We start from the raw sequence: 19,613 nt of genomic DNA on the forward strand, positions 1-19,613 counted from the left end.
GCTACCGGGAACCCCGGCAGTTGGATCGCGGCCAGCGGCCGCTCCTGCAACACTATGTCAGTGCGCGTACTCCGCATTCACCATTTATTGGTCAGTGCCCGGAGACGGGGCCGCCGATCGGGTTTTCGCCATCGCCGGCGGGCTCACCGCTGGCGCTGCCGCCGGAACCGAAGTCGTTGTCGTGCCAGTCGCGCGGCGGGCGCACCTTGCGGCGGGCCATCAGGTCGTCGACCTGCTCGGCATCGAGGGTCTCGTATTCCATCAGCGCGTCTTTCATCGCCTCGAGAATATCGCGATTCTCGGTCAGCAGTGTCTGCGCGCGCTCATAGCAGCTGTCGATAATGCGGCGCACCTCGGTATCGATCTCGTTGGAGGTGTTGCCGGATACCGGATTGCCGGCGCCGGGCTGGCCGCTATCGTCCTCGCCGTAGTGCAGCGGGCCGAGTTTCTCGGACAGCCCCCACTTGGTGACCATATTGCGCGCCAGCTCGGTGGCCCGCTCGATATCGTTGGAGGCGCCGGTGGTCACACCGTCCACGCCCAGGGTCATCTCCTCGGCGATACGGCCGCCGAACAGGGAGCACAGCTGCGATTCGATCGCGCGCTTGGAGATGCTGTACTTGTCCTCCTCCGGCAGGAACTGGGTGACACCCAGGGCGCGGCCGCGGGGAATGATCGTGACCTTGTGCACCGGGTCGTGCTCCGGCACCAGGCGGCCGATGATCGCGTGGCCGGCCTCGTGGTAGGCGGTGTTCACCTTCTCCTTCTCGCTCATGACCATGGACTTGCGCTCGGCGCCCATCATGATCTTGTCGCGGGCGCGCTCGAACTCCTCCATGGTCACCACGCGCTTGTTGGCGCGGGCGGCGAACAGGGCGGCCTCGTTGGTCAGGTTGGCCAGGTCGGCACCGGAGAAACCGGGGGTTCCGCGGGCGATGGTCTGCGCATCGACCTTGTCGTCCACCGGCACCTTGCGCATATGCACCTTGAGGATCTGCTCGCGACCGCGGATATCCGGCAGGCCGACAAACACCTGGCGGTCGAAACGGCCGGGGCGCAACAGCGCGTGGTCGAGCACGTCCGGGCGGTTGGTGGCGGCGATGACGATGACGCCCTCGTTGCCCTCGAAACCGTCCATTTCCACCAGCAGCTGGTTCAGGGTCTGCTCGCGCTCGTCGTGACCGCCGCCGACACCGGCGCCGCGGTGGCGACCGACGGCGTCGATTTCGTCGATAAAGATGATGCAGGGCGCCTGTTTCTTGGCCTGCTCGAACATATCGCGCACGCGGGACGCGCCCACACCGACGAACATTTCCACGAAGTCGGAACCGGAAATGGAGAAGAAAGGCACTTTCGCCTCGCCGGCGATGGCCTTGGCCAGCAGCGTCTTACCGGTGCCGGGCGGGCCCGCCATCAGCACGCCGCGGGGGATAGCGCCGCCCAGGCGCTGGAATTTGCTCGGGTCGCGCAGGAATTCGACCAGCTCCTGCACGTCTTCCTTGGCCTCGTCCACACCCGCCACATCGGCGAAAGTGGTCTTGATCTGGTCCTCGCCCAGCAGGCGCGCCTTGCTCTTGCCGAAGGCCATGGGGCCGGAGCGGCCGCCGGCGCCGCCCTGCATCTGGCGCATGAAGAACATAAACACGGCGATGATGATCAGGATCGGGAAGCTGGCCACCAGCAGTTGCTGCCAGATGCTGGGGGATTCCGGCTCGCGGCCGACGAACTGTACATTGCTGCGCACCAGTTCGTTGGTCAACTCGTCATCGATGATCTGCGGCTGGATGGTCTTGAAGTGGCTGCCGTCGTTCTTCTCGCCGGTGATGGTGAGGCCGTCGACCACCACGCTTTTCACCTGGCCGGACTGCACGTCCTGCACGAATTGGGAGTAGCTGAGGGACTCGTCCCGGGACTGCGGTTTGAAGTTCTGGAACACCATCAGCAGTACCGCCGCGATGATCAACCACAGTACAAGATTCTTTGCCATATCGTTCAAAGGGATCACCCTCTCGCATTGTTGACGCTGTGGCCGGGCGCGCCCGACCGGCGGCACGCCCTGTGCCGCGCTAATATTCAGTCACACCAGTATAGGCATGTACTTCGGCGCGCCCTCGCGCGCAGGGACGCTTATACCATATCGGGCCCCGGGCCAGAAATGGCCGATCAGCCCCTGAAGCCCCGCGCCACCAGGTAGACCTCGCGGGAGCGGGCCCTGGACGCACCCGGCTTGCGGGTCACAACGCTGCTGTAACTGGCCCGCAGGTCGCGGATCAGGGCGTCGAAGCCCTCGCCCTGGAATACCTTGGCGACAAATCCGCCACCCGGCTTCAGTACCTGTCGCGCCATATCCACAGCCAGCTCCACCAGGTACATGGAGGCCGGCTGGTCGACATCGCGCACACCACTCATATTGGGGGCCATATCGGAAATCACAAGGTCGGCTTTCTCCTCTCCCAGGCGGTCGAGCAGCGCATTGAGCACCGATTCCTCGGTGAAATCGCCCTGCACGAACTCCACCCCGGCCAGGGCGTCCATCGGCAGGATATCCGAGGCCAGCACGCGGCCCTTGTGACCCACCAGTTCCACCGCCACCTGGGACCAGCCGCCGGGCGCCGCCCCCAGGTCCACCACCGTCATGCCCGGCTTGATCAGCCGGTCTTTCTTCTGCAGTTCCTGCAGTTTATAGCTGGCACGGGAGCGGTAGCCCTCTTTCTGGGACTGTTTGACGTACTGGTCGTTGAAATGTTCTCGCAGCCAGCGGTGGCTGCTCTTGGATCGGCCCATCGGGTACAATACTTCCTCAGATCCCGTAGCAGCGGCCCGGGGCCGCGATCTTGCCGCTAGCAGGCACTGATCGCGGCCCCGGGCCGCTTCTACAATAAGATAGATGTGGTAATGGAGTATTGTATGCCTTTAACCGCCGACCGTAAAAAAGCCCTGCGCACCATCGGGCACAATCTGAAGCCGGTGGTCACCGTCGCCGGCAAGGGCCTGACCGAAGGCGTACTGGAAGAACTGAACCGCGCACTGGAAGACCACGAGCTGATCAAGGTCAAACTGGTGGTCGCGGACCGCGAACTGCGCCACCAGGTGATCGCCGAGCTGTGCGACAAAAGCGGGGCCGAACTGGTGCAGGAGATCGGCAAGATCGCCCTGATCTACCGGGCGGCGGAGAAACCCAACGCCAAACTGTCCAACCTGCTGCGCTGATATACCCGGCGCCACCGGCGGGATTACCGGCAACGCTGCCGCCGGCACCACAACCCCGCACTTCCTCTCGCGGGGAGGTTAATCCTCCGCCGACTGTTCCGGCACACAGCTGGCGCCCGGCAGCGACCAGCGGCTGTTGTCGGACAGCTTGACCAGCCAGCAGCCGGAACCGTCAGTCATCAACCGGAACTTCTCCGGCTTCTTCAGCTTGCGGCCATTCAGGCCGCCGGGATGCTGCAGGTTGCGCACCGGGCGGCGCTCGATGATCAGCAAGCTCTCCTCGGTCAGCGCGTCATCGGCCAGCGTCACGGTTACTCCGTGAAGCGCTTCGGAGACGGCGCGCTCCAGCTCTGCGTGACTGTTGTCATCCGTGTTCTCCAGCAGGGCGGGCACCGGCGTGCCCTGCGCCGGCTGGGAGCCGCAGGCGGTCAACAGCAACGCGGCAACGCAACAGCGAATGGTGTTTGCAGTCTTCATCTGGTCACCTCACCATGATCCGGTTGCTGCGCCAGATAGACTTGGAAACCCTGCCGTCGCTGTTGGATAGCGAGGAACCTATAGCACCGCGCGAATAGCCTGCCGCCGGGATATCCTCCGGACAATTGCCGGTCTCGATATAGTGAATCGCCGCAGCCAGCCGCGCTTCATCCGGATTGCCCAATGGATGGGTAAAATCATCACCGACCCTGCAGCCCGGAAGGTCGGCTTCGGTACCCGTATTGCCATCGGGGAAGAAACCGTCCGTGTAGTCGCCGTAACCATCGGCATTGACGCCCTTGAACTGGATAGTGAAATAGGTGGTGCCGCAGTTGTCCAGACCGTAGAAACCGTAGGGTTTGCCGCAGGTGGTATTGCCGATCTGGACCACCTCCATACCGATGCCCCGCAGACTATTGACGATCGATTCGCTGGCGGAACAGGTACTGCCGCCGGTCAGCACGAATACACGCGACAGATTCAGAGCCGGCAATGGCAGGTCCTTCTGCAAGCCGCTATTGTCGGACGTAACTGTCATGAAAGGCTCCGGGGTCAGGGGTGCGCCTGTCACCGGATCGGTTTCCGGATGTTTGTCATTCCAGACTACCTGCTCGAAAGTCTGGCCCTCGGCAGTATCGCCGGCAAGCATATAGGCCAATTGACTGGCGATGTACAGGTAGCCACCGCTGTTGTAACGGAGATCCAATACCAGATCATCGACATCCCAGCTCTCCAACTGATTAACAGCATCAATCAAAAGGGGCTCCGCGGTGGCGATATGGTCGTTGAACAACATATAGCCGATACGACGGCCCATCGCCCCGGGAATAGACTGAACAAGCTGCACCGGTTCGGATTTCACGGCCCGGGCAGTCAGTTCAATTTCGATGGGCTCTTCCGCTCCGACCGGCAGCAGCTCGAAGATATGCGCATCGCCAACTTCAGCGGGCCACATACCCTCGTTCAGGGTATCCACATCGTCGCCGTATTCCAGATCCACTCCATCGACGGAAATCACTTCCGCTCCCCGTGTTACCACCGGCGGCAGGCCGTCCCCGTTTTCGGTCTCTGTATAGGCTACTACCGCCTTGCGCGGCGGATAGGATTCGAGCAGGGCCCACTGCAGACCGTAGCCAACGAAGACTCCCGATTCCGATTGCGCTCTCCACTCACTGGTCGGCGCCGTATAGTGAAACCTGTCTTTATCCTCACCAGTAGCGGTCTGGGCGAACGTTTTGAGCTCGCCGAAATACTCGATGGAATCGTTGAAATTGGCCGGGTCCTGATCTTCGATCTCGCCATACCACAGATAGAGATCGTTACTCATGGAGCGCAGCCAGTTGTTCTCGTCCAACCTCGTCCCCTTTACATCGGGGTAACGCCTGCCGTCGGGATCGGTGCCGCTACGCGGATTGACGCAGCGGCTGGCAAAGGTCGAGGCCGGCAGAAATACCCCCTCTTCCCAAGTGCCCTGGTCATTACCGTCATCGACGTCGGGCGGACTGTCGGAACCACCGTCGCCGCCGCCCCCACCACAGGCGGACAGATAAAGGGCACTGAAAAGAAGGGATAAAGACAAAACCAGGCGGCGGACAGTAGCCTCCATGTGAACGAGCTCCAGTTTCTTATTTTTGAAGCCCCGAAGGTTACCACCGCCGCCGGTTTCAATCGACGGGAAAAAACGGTCAGCCGGTCAGTTTGCCCAACACCGCCTGCAGGCTGTCCTTGGCGTCGCCGAACAGCATGCGCGCATTTTCCTTGTAGAACAGCGGGTTGGCGACGCCGGCGTAGCCGGAGGCCATGGAACGCTTGAGGATCACCACCTTGCCGGCCTTCCAGCACTCCAGCACCGGCATGCCGGCAATCGGCGAACCGGGCTTTTCCACCGCGTCCGGGTTGACCGTGTCGTTGGCGCCGATTACCAGCACCATATCGGTGTCGGGAAAATCATCGTTGATTTCGTCCATTTCCAGCACGATATCGTAGGGCACATTGGCTTCCGCCAGCAGCACGTTCATATGTCCGGGCAGGCGGCCGGCCACCGGGTGGATACCGAAGCGCACCGTCTTGCCCTGTTTGCGCAGCTTGTCGGTCAGGTCGCTGACCGCCTGCTGGGCGTGGGCCACGGCCATGCCGAAACCGGGCACGATGATGATGCTCTCGGCAGCATCCAGGTCTGCGGCCACTTCGTCGGCACTGGTCTCTACCGCCTCGCCCTCGATCTCGCCCTCGGCCACTTCGCCACCGTCGGAGCCGAAGCCGCCCAGGATCACGCTGACAAAGGAACGGTTCATGCCGCGGCACATGATGTAGCTGAGGATGGCACCGGAGGAGCCCACCAGCGCACCCACCACGATCAGCAGGTCGTTACTGAGCATAAAGCCGGTGGCCGCCGCGGCCCATCCGGAGTAGCTGTTCAGCATCGAGATCACCACCGGCATGTCGGCGCCGCCAATGGCCGCGATCAGGTGAATGCCCAGCAGCAGCGCGATGGAGGTCATGATCAGCAGGTTGATCACAGTGCCCGCCCCCAGGTCGGCGGGAATAAACAGTGCACCCAGAACCACACAGGCCAGGATCGCGGCCAGGTTCAGCCAGTGGCGCGCCGGCAGCATCAGCGGCTTGCCGGAAATCAGGCCCTGCAGTTTGCCGAAGGCCACCAGAGAACCGGTCAGGGTGATGGCGCCGATAAAGATACCCAGATAGATCTCGGTGTTGTGCACGACGTGCTCGGCACCGGTCAGTGAAAGGCGCGGATCCAGGAACCCGCCCCAGCCGATCAACACCGCTGCCAGGCCGACGAAGCTGTGCAACAGCGCCACCATCTGCGGCATCTGTGTCATGGCCACGCGCCTGGCGAGGAAGATACCGATCGCCGCACCCACCGCCATGGCGATGGCCACCATCCAGTAGGCGCCGGTGGCGATGCCGGCGATGGTGGCAATAATGGCCACCGCCATACCCACCATGCCGTAGATATTGCCGCGTCGCGCCGTCTCGTGGCTGGACAATCCGCCCAGGCTGAGAATGAACATCACCGCGGAGAAGAGATAAGCCATGGAAATCATACCGTTCATCGTTTTTCTCCTCTGTTAGCGGTGGAACATTTTCAGCATGCGGTAGGTGACGAAAAAGCCACCGAAGATATTGATGCTCGCCACCAGCACACCGACAAAGGCGAGCAGCGTGACCAGGCCGGAGCCGGTGGCGCCCACCTGCAGCAGTGCGCCGACAACGACGATACCGGAAATGGCATTGGTCACACTCATCAATGGTGTATGCAGCGCGTGGGTCACGTTCCAGATCACCTGCCAGCCGACAAAGATCGCCAGTACGAATACGGTGAAGTGGGAGACGAATTCCTGCGGCGCCACGCGACCGAGCCAAAGCAACAGCGCACCGGCCACGGCCCAGAACGCCAGTATCGCCAGCGGCGATTTGCGCCCGGGTGTTTTCTCCTCCGTTACGGGTTCCGGCTCGGGTTTCTTTTCCGGGGCCGGTTTCGGCTGGGCGGAAACCTTGGGGGCGGGCGGCGGCCAGGTGACTTCGCCCTGTTTGACCACGGTCGCCCCGCGAATCACCTCGTCGTCGAAATTGAGGTTGATCTCTCCGTCTTTCTCCGGCGAAAGCTCACTCAGCAGGTGCGCCAGGTTGGTGGAGTAGAGGGTGGAGGACTGGGTCGCGGCGCGGCTGGGCAGATTGGTGTAGCCGATAATGGTGACGCCGCTCTCGACCGTCTTCTCGTGCGGCACCGTGTAGTCGCAGTTGCCGCCGTTCTCCGCCGCCAGATCCACGACCACGGAGCCCTCGGCCATGCTGTCGACCATATCCGCCAGCCACAGCTTGGGGGCAGGTTTGCCGGGAATCAGCGCGGTGGTGATGACGATGTCCACCTCTTTGGCCTGCTCGCGGAACAGCGCCATCTCCGCGTCGATAAACTCCTTGGACATCTCCTTGGCATAGCCGCCGGAGCCGGAGCCCTCCTCCTCGAAATCCACGGTGAGGAATTCCGCTCCCATGGACTCCACCTGCTCGCGCACTTCGGCGCGGGTGTCGAAGGCGCGCACCACGGCACCCATGCTCTTGGCGGTGCCGATGGCCGACAGGCCGGCGACACCGGCGCCGATCACCAGCACCTTGGCCGGCGGTATTTTCCCGGCAGCGGTAATCTGGCCGGTAAAGAAGCGGCCAAAATTGTGCGCCGCCTCGACCACTGCGCGGTAGCCGGCGATATTGGCCATGGAGCTGAGCGCATCCATCTTCTGCGCCCGGGAGATACGCGGAATCGATTCCACCGCCAGGGCATTGATATTCCTGTCGGCGAGTTTTTTCAGGTAGTCGCCATTCTGGGCCGGCTTCAGGAAAGCGACCAGGGTCGCGCCGGCGGGGATCAGCTCCAGCTCTTCATCACTCGGGGCCTGCACTTTCAGGACCAGGCCGGCCCCTTCCAGGCACGCCGTGATATCCGGGCAGATCTTCGCGCCGGCCTGCTCATAGGCGTCGTCGGTGAAGCTGGCTTCCGCACCCGCCCCTGTTTCCACCGCGACCGAAAACCCCAGGTCACGCAAACGCCGCACGCTGTCGGGAGTGGCCGCTACCCGCGCCTCCCCAGCTGCAGTCTCTTTCGGTATGGCTATGATCACCGCTTTGCTCCGTCAGTCAGTTTGCCGGATTCGGCTTTACGCCTGCCGCCAACTTCCTGCAACGTCGCAAAGCCTTCATCGGCATTTTTATTGATACATCTGCTCACTTCCTGCCCGTAAGACTCGAACATGAAAAACGGAATTCGGGAAATACAGACTCTCGGAAAGGACGAAAAAGTTTATACGCCAAGCGGGCTTATTAAAAGAATATTTAACTGATTCGCATATAAAAGTTATCAATAACGAAATTCGCGCCTGGCAATAGTCCCCGGAAACTATTCTGCAGTTGCAGGTGAAACTTTTACGCAGCCCGCATAACGCCTGGATACAGACGGACCAGCCCATTGGCCAGGTTGTCAAAACCGACCATATCCACAGGTCAATCAGATCATCACCGGGGCGGGACAAGTGGCGTGATAGCGGGATAACCAGCGCACAGTTTCAGTTGATACTGTGCGAATTTGAACAGTAGTTTAACGACAGGAATTGACTGGTGAACAATACGGAATCATGACGGGCTTCGTATACCGCTCGCCGAACTACCATTTATCGAGCGCTTTGAGATCACTCTGGCGTGCGGCCACCCAGTGCTCCCCTTCAGGGCCGCTTTCCTTTTTCCAGAATGGCGCCCGGGTCTTGAGAAAATCCATCATGAAGGCACAGGCATCGAGTGCCGCCTGGCGGTGGGGGGCCGTGCTGCCGACAAAGACAATATCCTCACCGGGATGCAGGCGACCAAACCGGTGCACTATCCGCACCCGCCCCAGCTGCCAGCGCCCGGCGGCCTGCCCGGCAATTTCCCGCAGCACCTTTTCCGTCATTCCCGGATAGTGCTCCAGTTCCAGGCAGCTCACCGACTGCGCCATATTCAGGTCCCGCACCGAGCCGGTAAACATCGCCGTGGCGCCATCCGCACAATTGTGCTGTCGCAACTGCGCGTATTCGGCCCCGACATCGAAGGCTTCCCGCTGTACGGCAATACTGACGGCCACACTCACCCCCCGGTTACCGGCGGAAAGAAAGCGACTTCATCGCCACCGCCGACGGCGGTATCCGGCGTAGCCACCGAACGGTTGAGGGCCATCTGCAGATTGTCGTCGGCGAGCGCCGAACGCCACTGCTCACCGCGTCCGCCCAGGTGTGCGCGCAACTCGGCCAGGGTGCCGCACGTTTCCGCCGGCACTGAAATCTCGGCGCACGCCAACTGTTCGCGCAGCCCGGCAAAAAAAAGTACCCGTATCACCAGTGTTCCTCCACGTCTCCGGCCGCTCGCGACTCACCGGGCACCCAGTGTCCGCGCTTGCCACCGATTTTTTCCCGCAGCCGGGTGTGGGCGATGGTGATCGCCGGATCCACGGCCTTGCACATATCGTAGATGGTGAGCGCGGCGATCGATGCCGCCGTCAGCGCCTCCATCTCCACGCCGGTCCGGCCGGCGAGCTTGCAGAAACTGGCGATACGGACACGGTTGTATTCCGGCTCCAGTTCAAAATCCACCTGCACCCTGGTCAGGGCCAGCGGGTGGCACAGCGGGATCAAGTCGGCGGTTTTCTTCGCCGCCTGGATACCGGCGATGCGCGCAGTGGCGAGCACGTCGCCCTTTTTGTTCTGGCCAGCCTGCAGTTGCCCGAAGGCTTCGGCACTCATACAGACCAGGGACTCGGCACGGGCAATGCGTTCGCTCACCGATTTATCGGTGACATCGACCATACTGGCTTCACCCCGCTGATTCAGATGGGTCAACACGATTTATTTCCCCCGCAGGTGGGCGACAAAATTGCAGGGTTTGAAAGCCGCATCCAGTTGCTGGCCGAGGATATTTTCCCAGGCGGTGCGACAGGCGCCGGTGGAACCGGGCATACAGCAGACCAGCGTATTGTTGGCGAGGCCGGCGAGTGCGCGCGACTGGATTGTCGAGGACCCGATCTCGTCGTAGGAAATTGCCCGAAACAGCTCACCAAATCCCTCCACCCGCTTGTCGAACAGCGGCGCCAGCGCCTCCGGGGTGGAATCGCGGCCGCTGAAGCCGGTACCGCCGGTGGTCAGGATCACCTGCACATTGTCATCGGCGATCCAGCGGGAAACCTCCGCGCGCAGTTGGTAGATATCGTCGCGGACGATTTTCTTTTCATGCAGCGTGTGGCCGGCGGACTGGAGTACCTCGGCCAGATACTGGCCGGAGGTGTCCGTGTCTTCGGTGCGGGTGTCGGAGACCGTCAGCACCGCGATGGATAGTGCGTTATTTTCTCGATCTTGCATTGTCTGGTTTTCCTCGAAATAAAGAGCACGGCGACGTGCCCATCAAGCCCGGTGATGAGCGCGCTTCGCTTTGCCCATGCTACGGAAGCGTGAGATTCGAAAACTCCCGCATGGTATTTACATTTTGGTGCCAGTCGCCCAGCGGCTTCCGCAATTGACAGCCACCCAGGGTTGCTATCAGCGCGCGCACCGGCGGTGTTTCAGGACGCTCGACCGCAGCTCGCAGGTAATTGCGACAGCGTTCATCCAGGCGCAGCCACAGCGGCAGGTAAAACCGGTCGAAGCACAGCGCTCCGGCGCCGCTCTCCGGGCCCGCGCAGCACAGGGCTTCCAACTGGGCGCGCTGCAGCAGCGGCATATCCACCGGTATCACCAGCAGTGCGTCGCAGCGGACCTGCCGCTCCTGCAGGAAGTGGGCGACAGCGTGCAGGCCGCCTAACGGGCCGCGATCCGGCACCCGGTCCGCAATGCCACCGGGCCTGTCGCCGCTGGTCAGCGGCGGCAGGAATTCCAGCCCCGGCACCCGCAGGCTGCGCAGCAGGGACTCCGCCCGCGCCAGCAGTGTCTGTCCGCTGGCGAGCCGCAGTTGCGCCTTATCGCGTCCCATGCGGCGCGAGCGGCCGCCGGCCAGCACCAGCGGGCAGACACTCAGGCGGCTAACCACCGAGCATTGCCAGGTTGCGGGTGGCGCCCACCCGCTGCTGCTGCAGGTAGTGGCTGGGCTCCTTGTGGCCGATCAGTTCACGCACCCGCGCCGCGACGGCATCGCTGTCGCCGGAGCGGATGATGTCGTAGAGGTCCAGGCCCTGATCGGCGAACAGGCACAGGTGCAGCCGGCCCTGGGCGGAAATCCGCAGGCGGTTGCAGCTGTCGCAGAAATCCTCGCTGTAGGGGGTGATCAGGCCGATGCGGCCGCGGTAATCCGGGTGGCTGTATTCCCGCGCCGGCCCCGCGTCGCGCGCCCGCGGCAGGAGCTGCCAGCCGTCGCGCAGCAGCTGCTGCTCGATCGTGGCGCCACGCAGGTGGTTGCTGGCGAAATAGTCGCGGTTGTCGCCGGTGCGCATCAGCTCGATAAAGCGCAGGGTCACCGGCGTGTCGCGCAGCCAGTGCAGGAAGGCCTGCAGCCGGCGCTCGGCGCCATCGGCCAGCAGCACCGCGTTGACCTTGACCTGCACTCCCAGGGCGCGCGCCAGCTCGATGCCGTCGAGCACCCTGGGCAGGCAATCGTGGCCGGTAAAGTCGGCGAACTCGCGGCGGTCCAGGGTATCGATACTGATATTCAGCTGGTCCAGCCCCGCATCGCACCAGGCATCGATGACCCGCGGCAGCTTGTAGCCATTGCTGGTCACGGCCACCCGGCGGATACCGGGCGCTCCCTTGCTGGCGGCAATGATCTCCGGCAGGTCGGCGCGCAGCGACGGCTCGCCGCCGGTCAGGCGCACCTTTTCAGTGCCCAGGCCGGCAAAGGCGCGCACCACGGTCGCCGCCTCCGCGGCGGAGAGATGGGGGGATTCGTCAGTCGACTGATAGCCATCGGGCAGGCAGTAGCTGCAACGGAAGTTGCAGACATCAGTGACGGACAGGCGCAGGTAATAGAACCTGCGCCCGAGGTTATCTTTAAGCATCAAACGCCTTTCCAAGTCATCGAGCCGCAGCGCCGCTGGCGGTACTGGCTCTCGGGAGGCCGGAGGATTTCTCTGCCGACCCTGGTGACCGCGACCGCTTGTCGCGGTTTCGGTCACGGCCCGCAAATCCTATTCCGGGGAACTTAGATCGACGGGCTCGGTGTTTACGATGTCAGCGAATTCGATTTGTTCTCAATGTTCTGGAATAAGAACAGCTCCAATCGGTGATTGCCTGTTCAATCAGGCAAACTCTGTGCCACCGCCCGGATGCGGGGGACAGCCGAGCCCGCCCGGCACTCGCCGGTACCCGGCGCACCAAAATCAGGCCGGGCAAACAGGCACCGCACCAGCATAGCGCAGTGCGGCGGATTCCTGGAAGCGCCGACCCGGCAGCCATCGGCGAACGGACGGATTCCCCGGGGCGAAACGGCGCTCGCGCGCGGCCGGCGCCAATTGGCACGTCTTTTGATTATATTTTGTTATCGGCAATGAAGCCCGGTGACTCCCCCGCGATTCGCCGGGCTTTTTTGTGCGCGGACAATCCGGCCGGGCGGCTGGCACCGCCCTTGCAACTCCGATAACCCGAGAGCAGAAAAAACAAAAGACGGACTCGATGAGTAAACCCCTTGGCATCATGCTGGTAGACGACCAGCCCGAGCGCGCGGAGATGGTGGGCCGGCAGTTGCGCGCCGCCGGCTACCGCCTGCTCGTACAGCTGACCAGCGCAGAGGGGCTGCTGCAACACGTGGACGCCCACCGCCCGGATATCGTGCTGATCGATATCGAATCCCCGGATCGCGATATTCTCGAGAGCCTCACCATCATCAACCGCCAGAACCCCACCCCGGTGGCCATGTTCTCCGCCCGCGGCGGCAGCGACTTTATCAGCCGCGCCGTGGAGGCCGGGGTCAGCGCCTATATGGCCGAGGGTATGAGCGCCGAGCGGGTGGCGCCGGCGATCGAGATCGCCATGGCCCAGTTCCGCAACTTCCAGCAATTGCGCCAGTCCCTGGAGCGCACGCAGAAGCAACTGCAGGAGCGCAAGACCATCGAGCGGGCCAAGGGCCTGCTGATGGCCAGGAAAGGGCTCGACGAGGACGCGGCACACCGCACGCTGCGCAATATCGCCATGAACAGTAATTCCACCATGCTCGCCGTGGCGGAGCAGATCATCAATCACCTACAGTCCCAGCCATGACCGCAGCAACGCCACTGACACCGGAAAAGCCCCATCTCAAACTGCTGTACCTGCGGCTGACCGACAGTGCGCCGCTGATCGTCGCCCGCGAGATGGGCCTCTTCGCCCGCTTCGGGCTCGAGGTACAACTGCAGCGCGAAACCTCCTGGGCGACGCTGCGCGACAAGCTGATCGGCGGTGTCGCCGATGCCGCCGCCATGCTCGCGCCCATGCCACTGACGCTGAAGCAGGCCCTGCCCCACTGCGAGGAGCGGCTGCTGACCGGCCTGATCCTCAGTTGCAACGGCAACGCCATCACCCTGTCGACAGAGCTGCATGCCAGACTGGGGCTCTCGGCCGCGGATGCGGGCGGGGCCGCCGGCAGCGCCCTGGCCGCCTACCTGCGGCGCCGCACGCCGGGCGCGACACCGCTGAAGCTGGCCACCGTCTACCCCTTCTCCAGCCACACTCTGCAACTGCGCCACTGGCTGCGCAGCTCCGGTATCGATCCGGACCGCGACCTGCAGATCCAGGTACTGCCGCCGGAACAGATGGTCGAGCGGCTGAAACGCGGCGATATCGACGGCTACTGTGTCGGCGAGCCCTGGAACACCATCGCCGCACAGCGCGGGCTCGGCACCATCGTCGCCGCCTGCAATGCGCTGCTGCCGGCGATGCCGGAAAAGGTGCTGGCCGCCACCGAATCCTGGCACGCGCGCAACCCGCGCACCCACCTGGCCCTGCGCGCGGCGCTGTTGCAGGCCTGCAGCTGGCTGGCGGACCGCGGCCAGCGGCGCGATGCCGCAACCATCCTAGCGCGGGAGGAATACCTGGACCTGGAGCCCGGCAGCCTGGCGCCGTCGCTGAATGACCAGCTTCACGCCGGGGGTGACCAGCCGCCCTCGGCCAATCCCGGCTGGCACCTGTTCGCCCACACCGACAGCGACTGCGGGCGCCCCAGCGGGGACAAGGCGCAGCAACTGCTGGGCCTGTGCGAGCGCTTTTCGCCCATCAGCGCCGGTGCGGAAAAGGCCTTCCGGGAGGACCTGTACCAGCAGACGCTGGACTTCCTGCAGCGCAGGAAGTGAACCCGGCCCACCGGTAGAACAGACAACGATGGCACGCAATTTGAATACACACTGAGCACAGCAATTTTCAGCGGACCCCGTGTTCGCGCGACAGACCAGACAATGGACAACGGAGTCCACCGGCCGCAGCCGAGGCACAACCAAGGCTGCACCCGTGGGCTTTTTTCGTGCCCGCGGAATTTGAAGGCGTGGAAGCTACCCCGCGCAATCGATCAGAGGAAACGAAATGTCCAGCGAGACCCTGAACCTGCTCTCCTTCCGCGGCAAGACCCGGATACTGCACCTGACCTGGGTGGCCTTTTTCATCAGCTTCTATGCCTGGTTCAACCACGCACCGCTGTTGATGGCCATTTCCGACAGCCTGTCGCTGGCGCCGGAACAGGTAAAAACCCTGCTGATCCTGAACGTCGCCCTGACGATTCCGGCACGTATCGTGATCGGCATGCTGACCGACAAGTACGGGCCGCGGCTGACTTTCTCGATCCTGCTGGCCGTGGGCAGCATCCCCTGCTTTATCTTTGCACTGGCCGAAAACTTTGTGCAGGCCGCCCTGGGCCGTTTCCTGCTCGGTTTTATCGGTGCCGGTTTCGTGGTCGGTATCCGCATGGTGTCGGAGTGGTTCCCGGCCAGGCAGCTGGGGACTGCCGAGGGTATCTACGGCGGCTGGGGCAATTTCGGGTCCGCCGCGGCGGCCATGACGCTGCCTACCGTCGCACTGATCTTTGGCGGTGAAGACGGCTGGCGCTATGCCGTCGGCCTCACCGGTGTCATCGCGCTGGTCTACAGCTTCATCTATTACAATACCGTCACCGACACCCCCAAGGGCTCCACCTATTTCAAGCCGAAGAAAATCGGCGGCATGGAGGTCACCGGCAGGGGGGATTTCATCCTGCTGCTGGTAATGAAGCTGCCGATGTACGCGGCGCTGGCACTGCTGACCTGGAAACTGTCGCCGGCCGGTGTCTCACTGCTGCCCGGCACCGCGGCAACAATCATTTATATCGGCCTGGTGCTGCTCTACGCACTGGATGCGCGCAAGTGCCACGACGTCAACCGCGAGGTTCTCAGGACACCGCCGGAGCCGATCCACCGCTACAAGTTCAAACAGGTCGCGATCCTGAACCTGCTCTACTTCGCCACCTTTGGCTCCGAACTGGCGGTCGTCTCCATGCTGCCGCTGTTTTTTTCCGAAACCTTCACCCTGGATCCGGTCAAGGCCGGCCTGCTGGGCTCCGCCTACGCGTTCATGAACCTGGTATCCCGTCCCACCGGCGGCCTGTTCAGCGACAAGTACGGCCGCAAGGTCACACTGCAGATCCTGGTGCTGGGCCTGGCGGTGGGCTACCTGCTGATGAGCCAGATCAACTCGGAGTGGCCGATCTACCTGGCGGTGGCAGCGGCCATGTTCTGCTCCTTCTTTGTGCAGGCCGGCGAGGGTGCGGTATTCGCGGTGGTGCCGCTGATCAAGCGCCGCCTCACCGGGCAGATCGCGGGCATGACCGGTGCCTACGGCAATGTCGGGGCCGTCTTCTACCTGACGGTACTGAGCCTGGTGTCCTACGAAGTCTTCTTCCTGGTGATTGCCGCCACCGCCGTGGTCGGCTTTGCCGCACTGCTGTTGATGGAAGAGCCGCAGGGACAGATGGCGGAGACGCTGCCGGACGGCACCGTTTCGCTGATCAATGTCACCTGAGTGAAATAGCCAGGCCGGAAATCAGATACCCAATAAAAAATAACCGGTACCCTGGGAAACCTCCGATCCGTTCGGGGTTTTCCCGTCTATAGCGAAGATGAGAGAAACGGATAAGGAAAAAGTATGTCCGGAGATTCCCTGAACCTGTTTTCCTTCCGCGGGAAAACGAAGGTGCTGCACCTGACCTGGCTGGCATTTTTTATCTGCTTTTTTGCCTGGTTCAACCACGCGCCGCTATTGATGGCGATTGCCGACAGCCTGTCGTTGAGCAGCGAACAGGTGAAGACGCTGTTGATCCTGAACGTGGCGCTGACCATTCCGGCGCGCATCATTGTCGGAATGCTGACCGACAGGTACGGCCCGCGGCGTACCTACTCCGCCCTGCTGATGGTGGGCAGTGTGCCCTGCTTTATCTTCGCACTGGCGGACAGCTTTGCCGCGGCGGCCCTGGGCCGCTTCCTGCTGGGCTTTGTCGGCGCCGCCTTCGTGATCGGTATCCGCATGGTCTCCGAGTGGTTCCCGGCCCGGCAGTTGGGCACCGCCGAGGGTATCTACGGCGGCTGGGGCAATTTCGGCTCCGCCGCCGGCGCCATGAGCCTGCCCGCCATCGCGCTGCTGTTTGGAGGAAACGAGGGCTGGCGCTACGCCGTCGGGCTCACCGGCCTGCTGTGCCTGGCCTACGGTTTTATCTATTACTTCTCCGTCACCGATACCCCCAAGGGTGCCACCTATTTCAAACCGAAAAAAATGGGTGCCATGGAAGTCACCAGCCCCGGCGATCTGGTGTTGCTGCTGGTGATGCGGCTGCCGCTCTACGCGGCCCTGGCACTGCTCATCTGGAAACTTGCCGGTGAAGTCAATCTGCTGTCGGGAACCTGGGCGGCGCTGGTCTATTGCGGGCTGGGCCTGCTCTACCTGCTGGACGTGAAAAAGAGTTTCAGCGTCAACCGCGAAGTGCTGAGCGCACCGCCGGAGCCGCTGCTGCGCTACAAGTTCAAGCAGGTGGCGGTGTTGAACCTGCTCTATTTCATCACCTTCGGCTCCGAACTGGCGGTGATCTCGATGCTGCCGCTGTTCTTTTCCGAGACTTTTACCCTGAGCCCGGTGATGGCCGGCCTGCTGGGTTCCTCCTACGCCCTGATGAACCTGCTGGCCCGGCCCGCGGGCGGCCTGATCAGCGATCGCTGCGGGCGCAAACCCACGCTGCTGGTACTGGTGGCCGGGCTCGCCGCCGGTTACTGCCTGATGAGCCAGATAAACGGCAGCTGGCCACTGTACCTGGCCGTAGCCGCGGCCATGGCCTGTGCCCTCTTCGTACAGGCCGGCTCCGGCGCGGTGTTCGCGGTGGTGCCGCTGATCAAGCGCCGCCTCACCGGCCAGATCGCCGGCATGACCGGCGCCTACGGCAATGTGGGTGCCGTCTGTTTCCTGACCGTGCTGAGCCTGGTTTCCTACCAGACCTTTTTCCTGGTCATCGCCGCCACCGCGGTACTCGGTTTTGTGGCACTCTTCCTGCTGGAGGAACCACAGGGCCATATGGCGGAGGTGATGCCAGACGGCAGCGTGTCGCTGATCGATGTCGCCTGACAGGGGGAGCGGAAACTTGGAACCGGGAACGGGGGAAGAAACACTGGCAGCGGAGAGGGTGAACGGCGCCCTGGCATTCTCCAGCGCCTCCAGCGCCGGCCGCCGCCAGCAAAACGACGACGCCTGCGCCATCTGCCAGCCCGACGGTCCGGAACTGCGCAGCCGCGGCGCCCTGGCCGCAGTGGCCGATGGCGTGGCCAGTGCCGAGGCCGGCGGCGAGGCGGCGCGGGCGGCCATCAGCGGTTTCCTGTCCGACTACTACAGCACCCCGCAGACCTGGCCGCTGAAAAAGGCCGCCGCGCGGGTGCTGCAATCCCTGAACAGCTGGCTCTACCGCCAGAGCGGCGGCGGCGAGATCAGGCAGGGCTGGCTCACCACCTTCTCCGCGGCCATATTCAAGGGCGCCAGCGCGCACCTGATCCATATCGGCGACTCGCGCATCTACCGCCTGCGCGGCGATAAACTGGAGTCACTGACCCGCGATCACAGCCGCGCCCTGGGCCCGGGGCGCACCTTCCTGAGCCGGGCGCTGGGCATGGACGCCCACGTGGATGTGGACTACCGCCGCGAGGAACTGCGGCCCGGCGATATCTACCTCGTCAGCAGCGACGGTGTACACGATTTCCTGTCAGCAGCACACATTGTCGATATCCTGCAGGCCGACGACGACTCCGCCCGGGCCCTGGTAGACGCGGCCCTGGCCGCCGGTTCCGGCGACAACCTGAGCGCCGCCGTCTGCCGGGTGCACCGCGTCGAGCCCAACGACGACGACCTGCTCACCCACAATCGCGAGCTGCCCTTTCCCCCGGACCTGCGCCCGGGCAACAAGCTGGACGGTTTCCTGATCCTGCAGGAGCTGCACGCGAGCAGCCGCAGCCAGTTGTACCTGGCCAGGGATATCGACAGCGACGAGCTGCGGGCGATAAAAACCCCTTCGGTGAATTTCTCCGACGACCCGGCCTATATCGAACGCTTTATCGCCGAGGAGTGGACCGGTCGCCGCCTGGATCATCCTGGTATCATCCGCGTCTATCCACCCAGGCCGGGGCGGCAGTTTCTGTACCACGTGCTGGAATATATCGACGGCCAGAACCTGCGCCAGTGGATGCAGCTGCACCCGCAGCCGTCCGTCGAACAGGTACGCGAATTGATTGCCCAACTGGTCAGCGCGCTGCGCCGGCTGCAGCGCATGGAAATCGTGCACGGGGACCTGAAGCCGGAAAATATCATGGTCACCGCCGACGGCCGCCTGAAACTGATCGACCTGGGCGGTGCTGACGGCGCCGGCATCCGCGAACACCTGAATCTCGGCGGCGATACCCCGCCGGGCAGCAAGAACTATGCGGCCCCGGAATATTTCCTCGGCGACAGCCCCAGCCACCGCTCGGATATTTTCTCCCTCGGCGTCATCGCCTACGAACTGCTGACCGGCCGCTATCCCTACCCGGAGCGCGCCGGTTTCCGCCACTACCAGCTGAAGCACTACGCCAGCCTGCAATACACCAGCGCGCGGCAGCACCGCGAGGATATCCCCGAGTGGATCGACGGCGCCCTGCACAAGGCCTGCGCAGCCGACCCCAGGCACCGCTACCCGGCGCTATCGGAATTCGTGCACGATCTGCATACGGCCAACCCGGAATTCGTCCCCAGGCGGGAGCGGCCGTTGATGGAGCGGAATCCGCTGTTGTTCTGGCAGGTGGTGGCGTTGTTGCTGTTGCTGTCGCACCTGTTGCACTTCCTTTGACAGCGTCGGGGATACGCGTTCGCATGAAGTTTCAGGGCCCGGTCGCCGGGCGGAATAGCGGCACTTTGTGTCAATCCAAACAGGCTCCGGGCTCTCCTGGTCACGAATCG

General features: G+C 63.2%; 18 protein-coding genes and 1 riboswitch. Of the genes, 6 read left to right on the forward strand and 12 right to left on the reverse strand.

The window, feature by feature from the left end:
• Window positions 1-91 precede the first annotated feature (91 nt).
• Together ftsH and rlmE are read right to left on the reverse strand one after the other, a co-directional pair.
• A complete protein-coding gene (gene ftsH, locus MWN76_RS02025) occupies window positions 92-1,987 on the reverse strand; it encodes an ATP-dependent zinc metalloprotease FtsH (protein WP_250459325.1) in 1,896 nt (631 codons plus the stop codon).
• Window positions 1,988-2,163: 176 nt separating this feature from the next.
• Window positions 2,164-2,784 carry a 23S rRNA (uridine(2552)-2'-O)-methyltransferase RlmE gene (rlmE, locus tag MWN76_RS02030; protein WP_250458925.1) on the reverse strand — a complete coding sequence of 207 codons (621 nt, stop codon included), beginning with the start codon at window positions 2,782-2,784 and terminating at the stop codon, window positions 2,164-2,166.
• Between the two features lie 123 nt (window positions 2,785-2,907).
• On the opposite strand from rlmE, the gene MWN76_RS02035 reads away from it, so the two are divergent.
• A complete protein-coding gene (locus tag MWN76_RS02035; RefSeq protein WP_250458927.1) occupies window positions 2,908-3,210 on the forward strand; it encodes a YhbY family RNA-binding protein in 303 nt (100 codons plus the stop codon).
• A 78-nt stretch (window positions 3,211-3,288) separates the two neighbouring features.
• Here MWN76_RS02035 and MWN76_RS02040 read toward each other — a convergent pair whose 3' ends face one another.
• The 10 genes from MWN76_RS02040 to moaA all read right to left on the reverse strand — a co-directional run bounded on the left by MWN76_RS02040 (window position 3,289) and on the right by moaA (window position 12,214).
• Complete coding sequence (locus MWN76_RS02040; RefSeq protein ID WP_250458929.1) at window positions 3,289-3,687, reverse strand: LPS-assembly lipoprotein LptE; 399 nt, start codon at window positions 3,685-3,687, stop codon at window positions 3,289-3,291.
• Window positions 3,688-3,691: 4 nt separating this feature from the next.
• Entirely contained in the window at window positions 3,692-5,293 is a 1,602-nt protein-coding gene (locus MWN76_RS02045) for a S41 family peptidase (protein ID WP_250458930.1), read from the reverse strand.
• Window positions 5,294-5,372: 79 nt separating this feature from the next.
• Window positions 5,373-6,764, reverse strand: a complete 1,392-nt coding sequence (gene pntB, locus MWN76_RS02050; protein WP_250458933.1) for a Re/Si-specific NAD(P)(+) transhydrogenase subunit beta — start codon at window positions 6,762-6,764, stop codon at window positions 5,373-5,375.
• A gap of 15 nt (window positions 6,765-6,779) precedes the next feature.
• Complete coding sequence (locus MWN76_RS02055; protein ID WP_250458935.1) at window positions 6,780-8,330, reverse strand: Re/Si-specific NAD(P)(+) transhydrogenase subunit alpha; 1,551 nt, start codon at window positions 8,328-8,330, stop codon at window positions 6,780-6,782.
• 539 nt (window positions 8,331-8,869) lie between these two features.
• Window positions 8,870-9,328, reverse strand: coding sequence for a molybdopterin synthase catalytic subunit MoaE (gene moaE, locus MWN76_RS02060; protein WP_425606576.1), 459 nt, complete (start codon window positions 9,326-9,328; stop codon window positions 8,870-8,872).
• Window positions 9,325-9,573, reverse strand: coding sequence for a molybdopterin converting factor subunit 1 (gene moaD, locus MWN76_RS02065; protein WP_250458938.1), 249 nt, complete (start codon window positions 9,571-9,573; stop codon window positions 9,325-9,327). The genes moaE and moaD overlap by 4 nt, the downstream gene beginning before the upstream one ends.
• Window positions 9,570-10,079 (reverse strand): cyclic pyranopterin monophosphate synthase MoaC, encoded by a 510-nt coding sequence (gene moaC, locus MWN76_RS02070; RefSeq protein WP_345780045.1) that lies wholly within the window; start codon window positions 10,077-10,079, stop codon window positions 9,570-9,572. Before moaC ends, moaD begins: the two co-directional genes overlap by 4 nt.
• On the reverse strand, window positions 10,080-10,589 hold the full coding sequence (moaB, locus tag MWN76_RS02075) for a molybdenum cofactor biosynthesis protein B (RefSeq protein WP_250458939.1): 510 nt from the start codon (window positions 10,587-10,589) through the stop codon (window positions 10,080-10,082). It lies immediately after the preceding gene.
• A 79-nt stretch (window positions 10,590-10,668) separates the two neighbouring features.
• Window positions 10,669-11,253 (reverse strand): molybdenum cofactor guanylyltransferase, encoded by a 585-nt coding sequence (gene mobA, locus MWN76_RS02080; RefSeq protein WP_250458940.1) that lies wholly within the window; start codon window positions 11,251-11,253, stop codon window positions 10,669-10,671.
• Window positions 11,246-12,214 (reverse strand): GTP 3',8-cyclase MoaA, encoded by a 969-nt coding sequence (gene moaA, locus MWN76_RS02085; protein ID WP_250458941.1) that lies wholly within the window; start codon window positions 12,212-12,214, stop codon window positions 11,246-11,248. The genes mobA and moaA overlap by 8 nt, the downstream gene beginning before the upstream one ends.
• A riboswitch (molybdenum cofactor riboswitch) is annotated at window positions 12,203-12,389 on the reverse strand. It overlaps the preceding gene by 12 nt.
• 438 nt (window positions 12,390-12,827) lie before the next feature.
• On the opposite strand from moaA, the gene MWN76_RS02090 reads away from it, so the two are divergent.
• The 5 genes from MWN76_RS02090 to MWN76_RS02110 all read left to right on the forward strand — a co-directional run bounded on the left by MWN76_RS02090 (window position 12,828) and on the right by MWN76_RS02110 (window position 19,503).
• Window positions 12,828-13,412, forward strand: coding sequence for an ANTAR domain-containing response regulator (locus MWN76_RS02090; RefSeq protein ID WP_250458942.1), 585 nt, complete (start codon window positions 12,828-12,830; stop codon window positions 13,410-13,412).
• A complete protein-coding gene (locus MWN76_RS02095; protein WP_250458943.1) occupies window positions 13,409-14,479 on the forward strand; it encodes a CmpA/NrtA family ABC transporter substrate-binding protein in 1,071 nt (356 codons plus the stop codon). The genes MWN76_RS02090 and MWN76_RS02095 overlap by 4 nt, the downstream gene beginning before the upstream one ends.
• Window positions 14,480-14,705: 226 nt before the next feature.
• Window positions 14,706-16,172, forward strand: a complete 1,467-nt coding sequence (locus MWN76_RS02100; RefSeq protein WP_250458944.1) for a NarK family nitrate/nitrite MFS transporter — start codon at window positions 14,706-14,708, stop codon at window positions 16,170-16,172.
• Between the two features lie 123 nt (window positions 16,173-16,295).
• The gene (locus MWN76_RS02105) at window positions 16,296-17,759 is read left to right on the forward strand and encodes a NarK family nitrate/nitrite MFS transporter (protein ID WP_250458945.1); all 1,464 of its coding nucleotides are present in this window, start codon (window positions 16,296-16,298) and stop codon (window positions 17,757-17,759) included.
• Between the two features lie 16 nt (window positions 17,760-17,775).
• Window positions 17,776-19,503, forward strand: a complete 1,728-nt coding sequence (locus MWN76_RS02110) for a bifunctional protein-serine/threonine kinase/phosphatase (protein ID WP_250458946.1) — start codon at window positions 17,776-17,778, stop codon at window positions 19,501-19,503.
• Window positions 19,504-19,613 lie beyond the last annotated feature (110 nt).

It is taken from the genome of Microbulbifer litoralis (assembly GCF_023634065.1).
Taxonomy (GTDB): domain Bacteria; phylum Pseudomonadota; class Gammaproteobacteria; order Pseudomonadales; family Cellvibrionaceae; genus Microbulbifer; species Microbulbifer litoralis.

What these genes read in the sequence shown, in the direction of transcription:
- ftsH (WP_250459325.1), bottom strand. Translation starts at nt 1,987, where the DNA reads ATGGCAAAGAATCTTGTACTGTGGTTGATCATCGCGGCGGTACTGCTG.
- rlmE (WP_250458925.1), bottom strand. Translation starts at nt 2,784, where the DNA reads ATGGGCCGATCCAAGAGCAGCCACCGCTGGCTGCGAGAACATTTCAAC.
- MWN76_RS02035 (WP_250458927.1), top strand. Translation starts at nt 2,908, where the DNA reads ATGCCTTTAACCGCCGACCGTAAAAAAGCCCTGCGCACCATCGGGCAC.
- MWN76_RS02040 (WP_250458929.1), bottom strand. Translation starts at nt 3,687, where the DNA reads ATGAAGACTGCAAACACCATTCGCTGTTGCGTTGCCGCGTTGCTGTTG.
- MWN76_RS02045 (WP_250458930.1), bottom strand. Translation starts at nt 5,293, where the DNA reads ATGGAGGCTACTGTCCGCCGCCTGGTTTTGTCTTTATCCCTTCTTTTC.
- pntB (WP_250458933.1), bottom strand. Translation starts at nt 6,764, where the DNA reads ATGAACGGTATGATTTCCATGGCTTATCTCTTCTCCGCGGTGATGTTC.
- moaB (WP_250458939.1), bottom strand. Translation starts at nt 10,589, where the DNA reads ATGCAAGATCGAGAAAATAACGCACTATCCATCGCGGTGCTGACGGTC.
- moaA (WP_250458941.1), bottom strand. Translation starts at nt 12,214, where the DNA reads ATGCTTAAAGATAACCTCGGGCGCAGGTTCTATTACCTGCGCCTGTCC.
- MWN76_RS02090 (WP_250458942.1), top strand. Translation starts at nt 12,828, where the DNA reads ATGAGTAAACCCCTTGGCATCATGCTGGTAGACGACCAGCCCGAGCGC.
- MWN76_RS02095 (WP_250458943.1), top strand. Translation starts at nt 13,409, where the DNA reads ATGACCGCAGCAACGCCACTGACACCGGAAAAGCCCCATCTCAAACTG.
- MWN76_RS02100 (WP_250458944.1), top strand. Translation starts at nt 14,706, where the DNA reads ATGTCCAGCGAGACCCTGAACCTGCTCTCCTTCCGCGGCAAGACCCGG.
- MWN76_RS02105 (WP_250458945.1), top strand. Translation starts at nt 16,296, where the DNA reads ATGTCCGGAGATTCCCTGAACCTGTTTTCCTTCCGCGGGAAAACGAAG.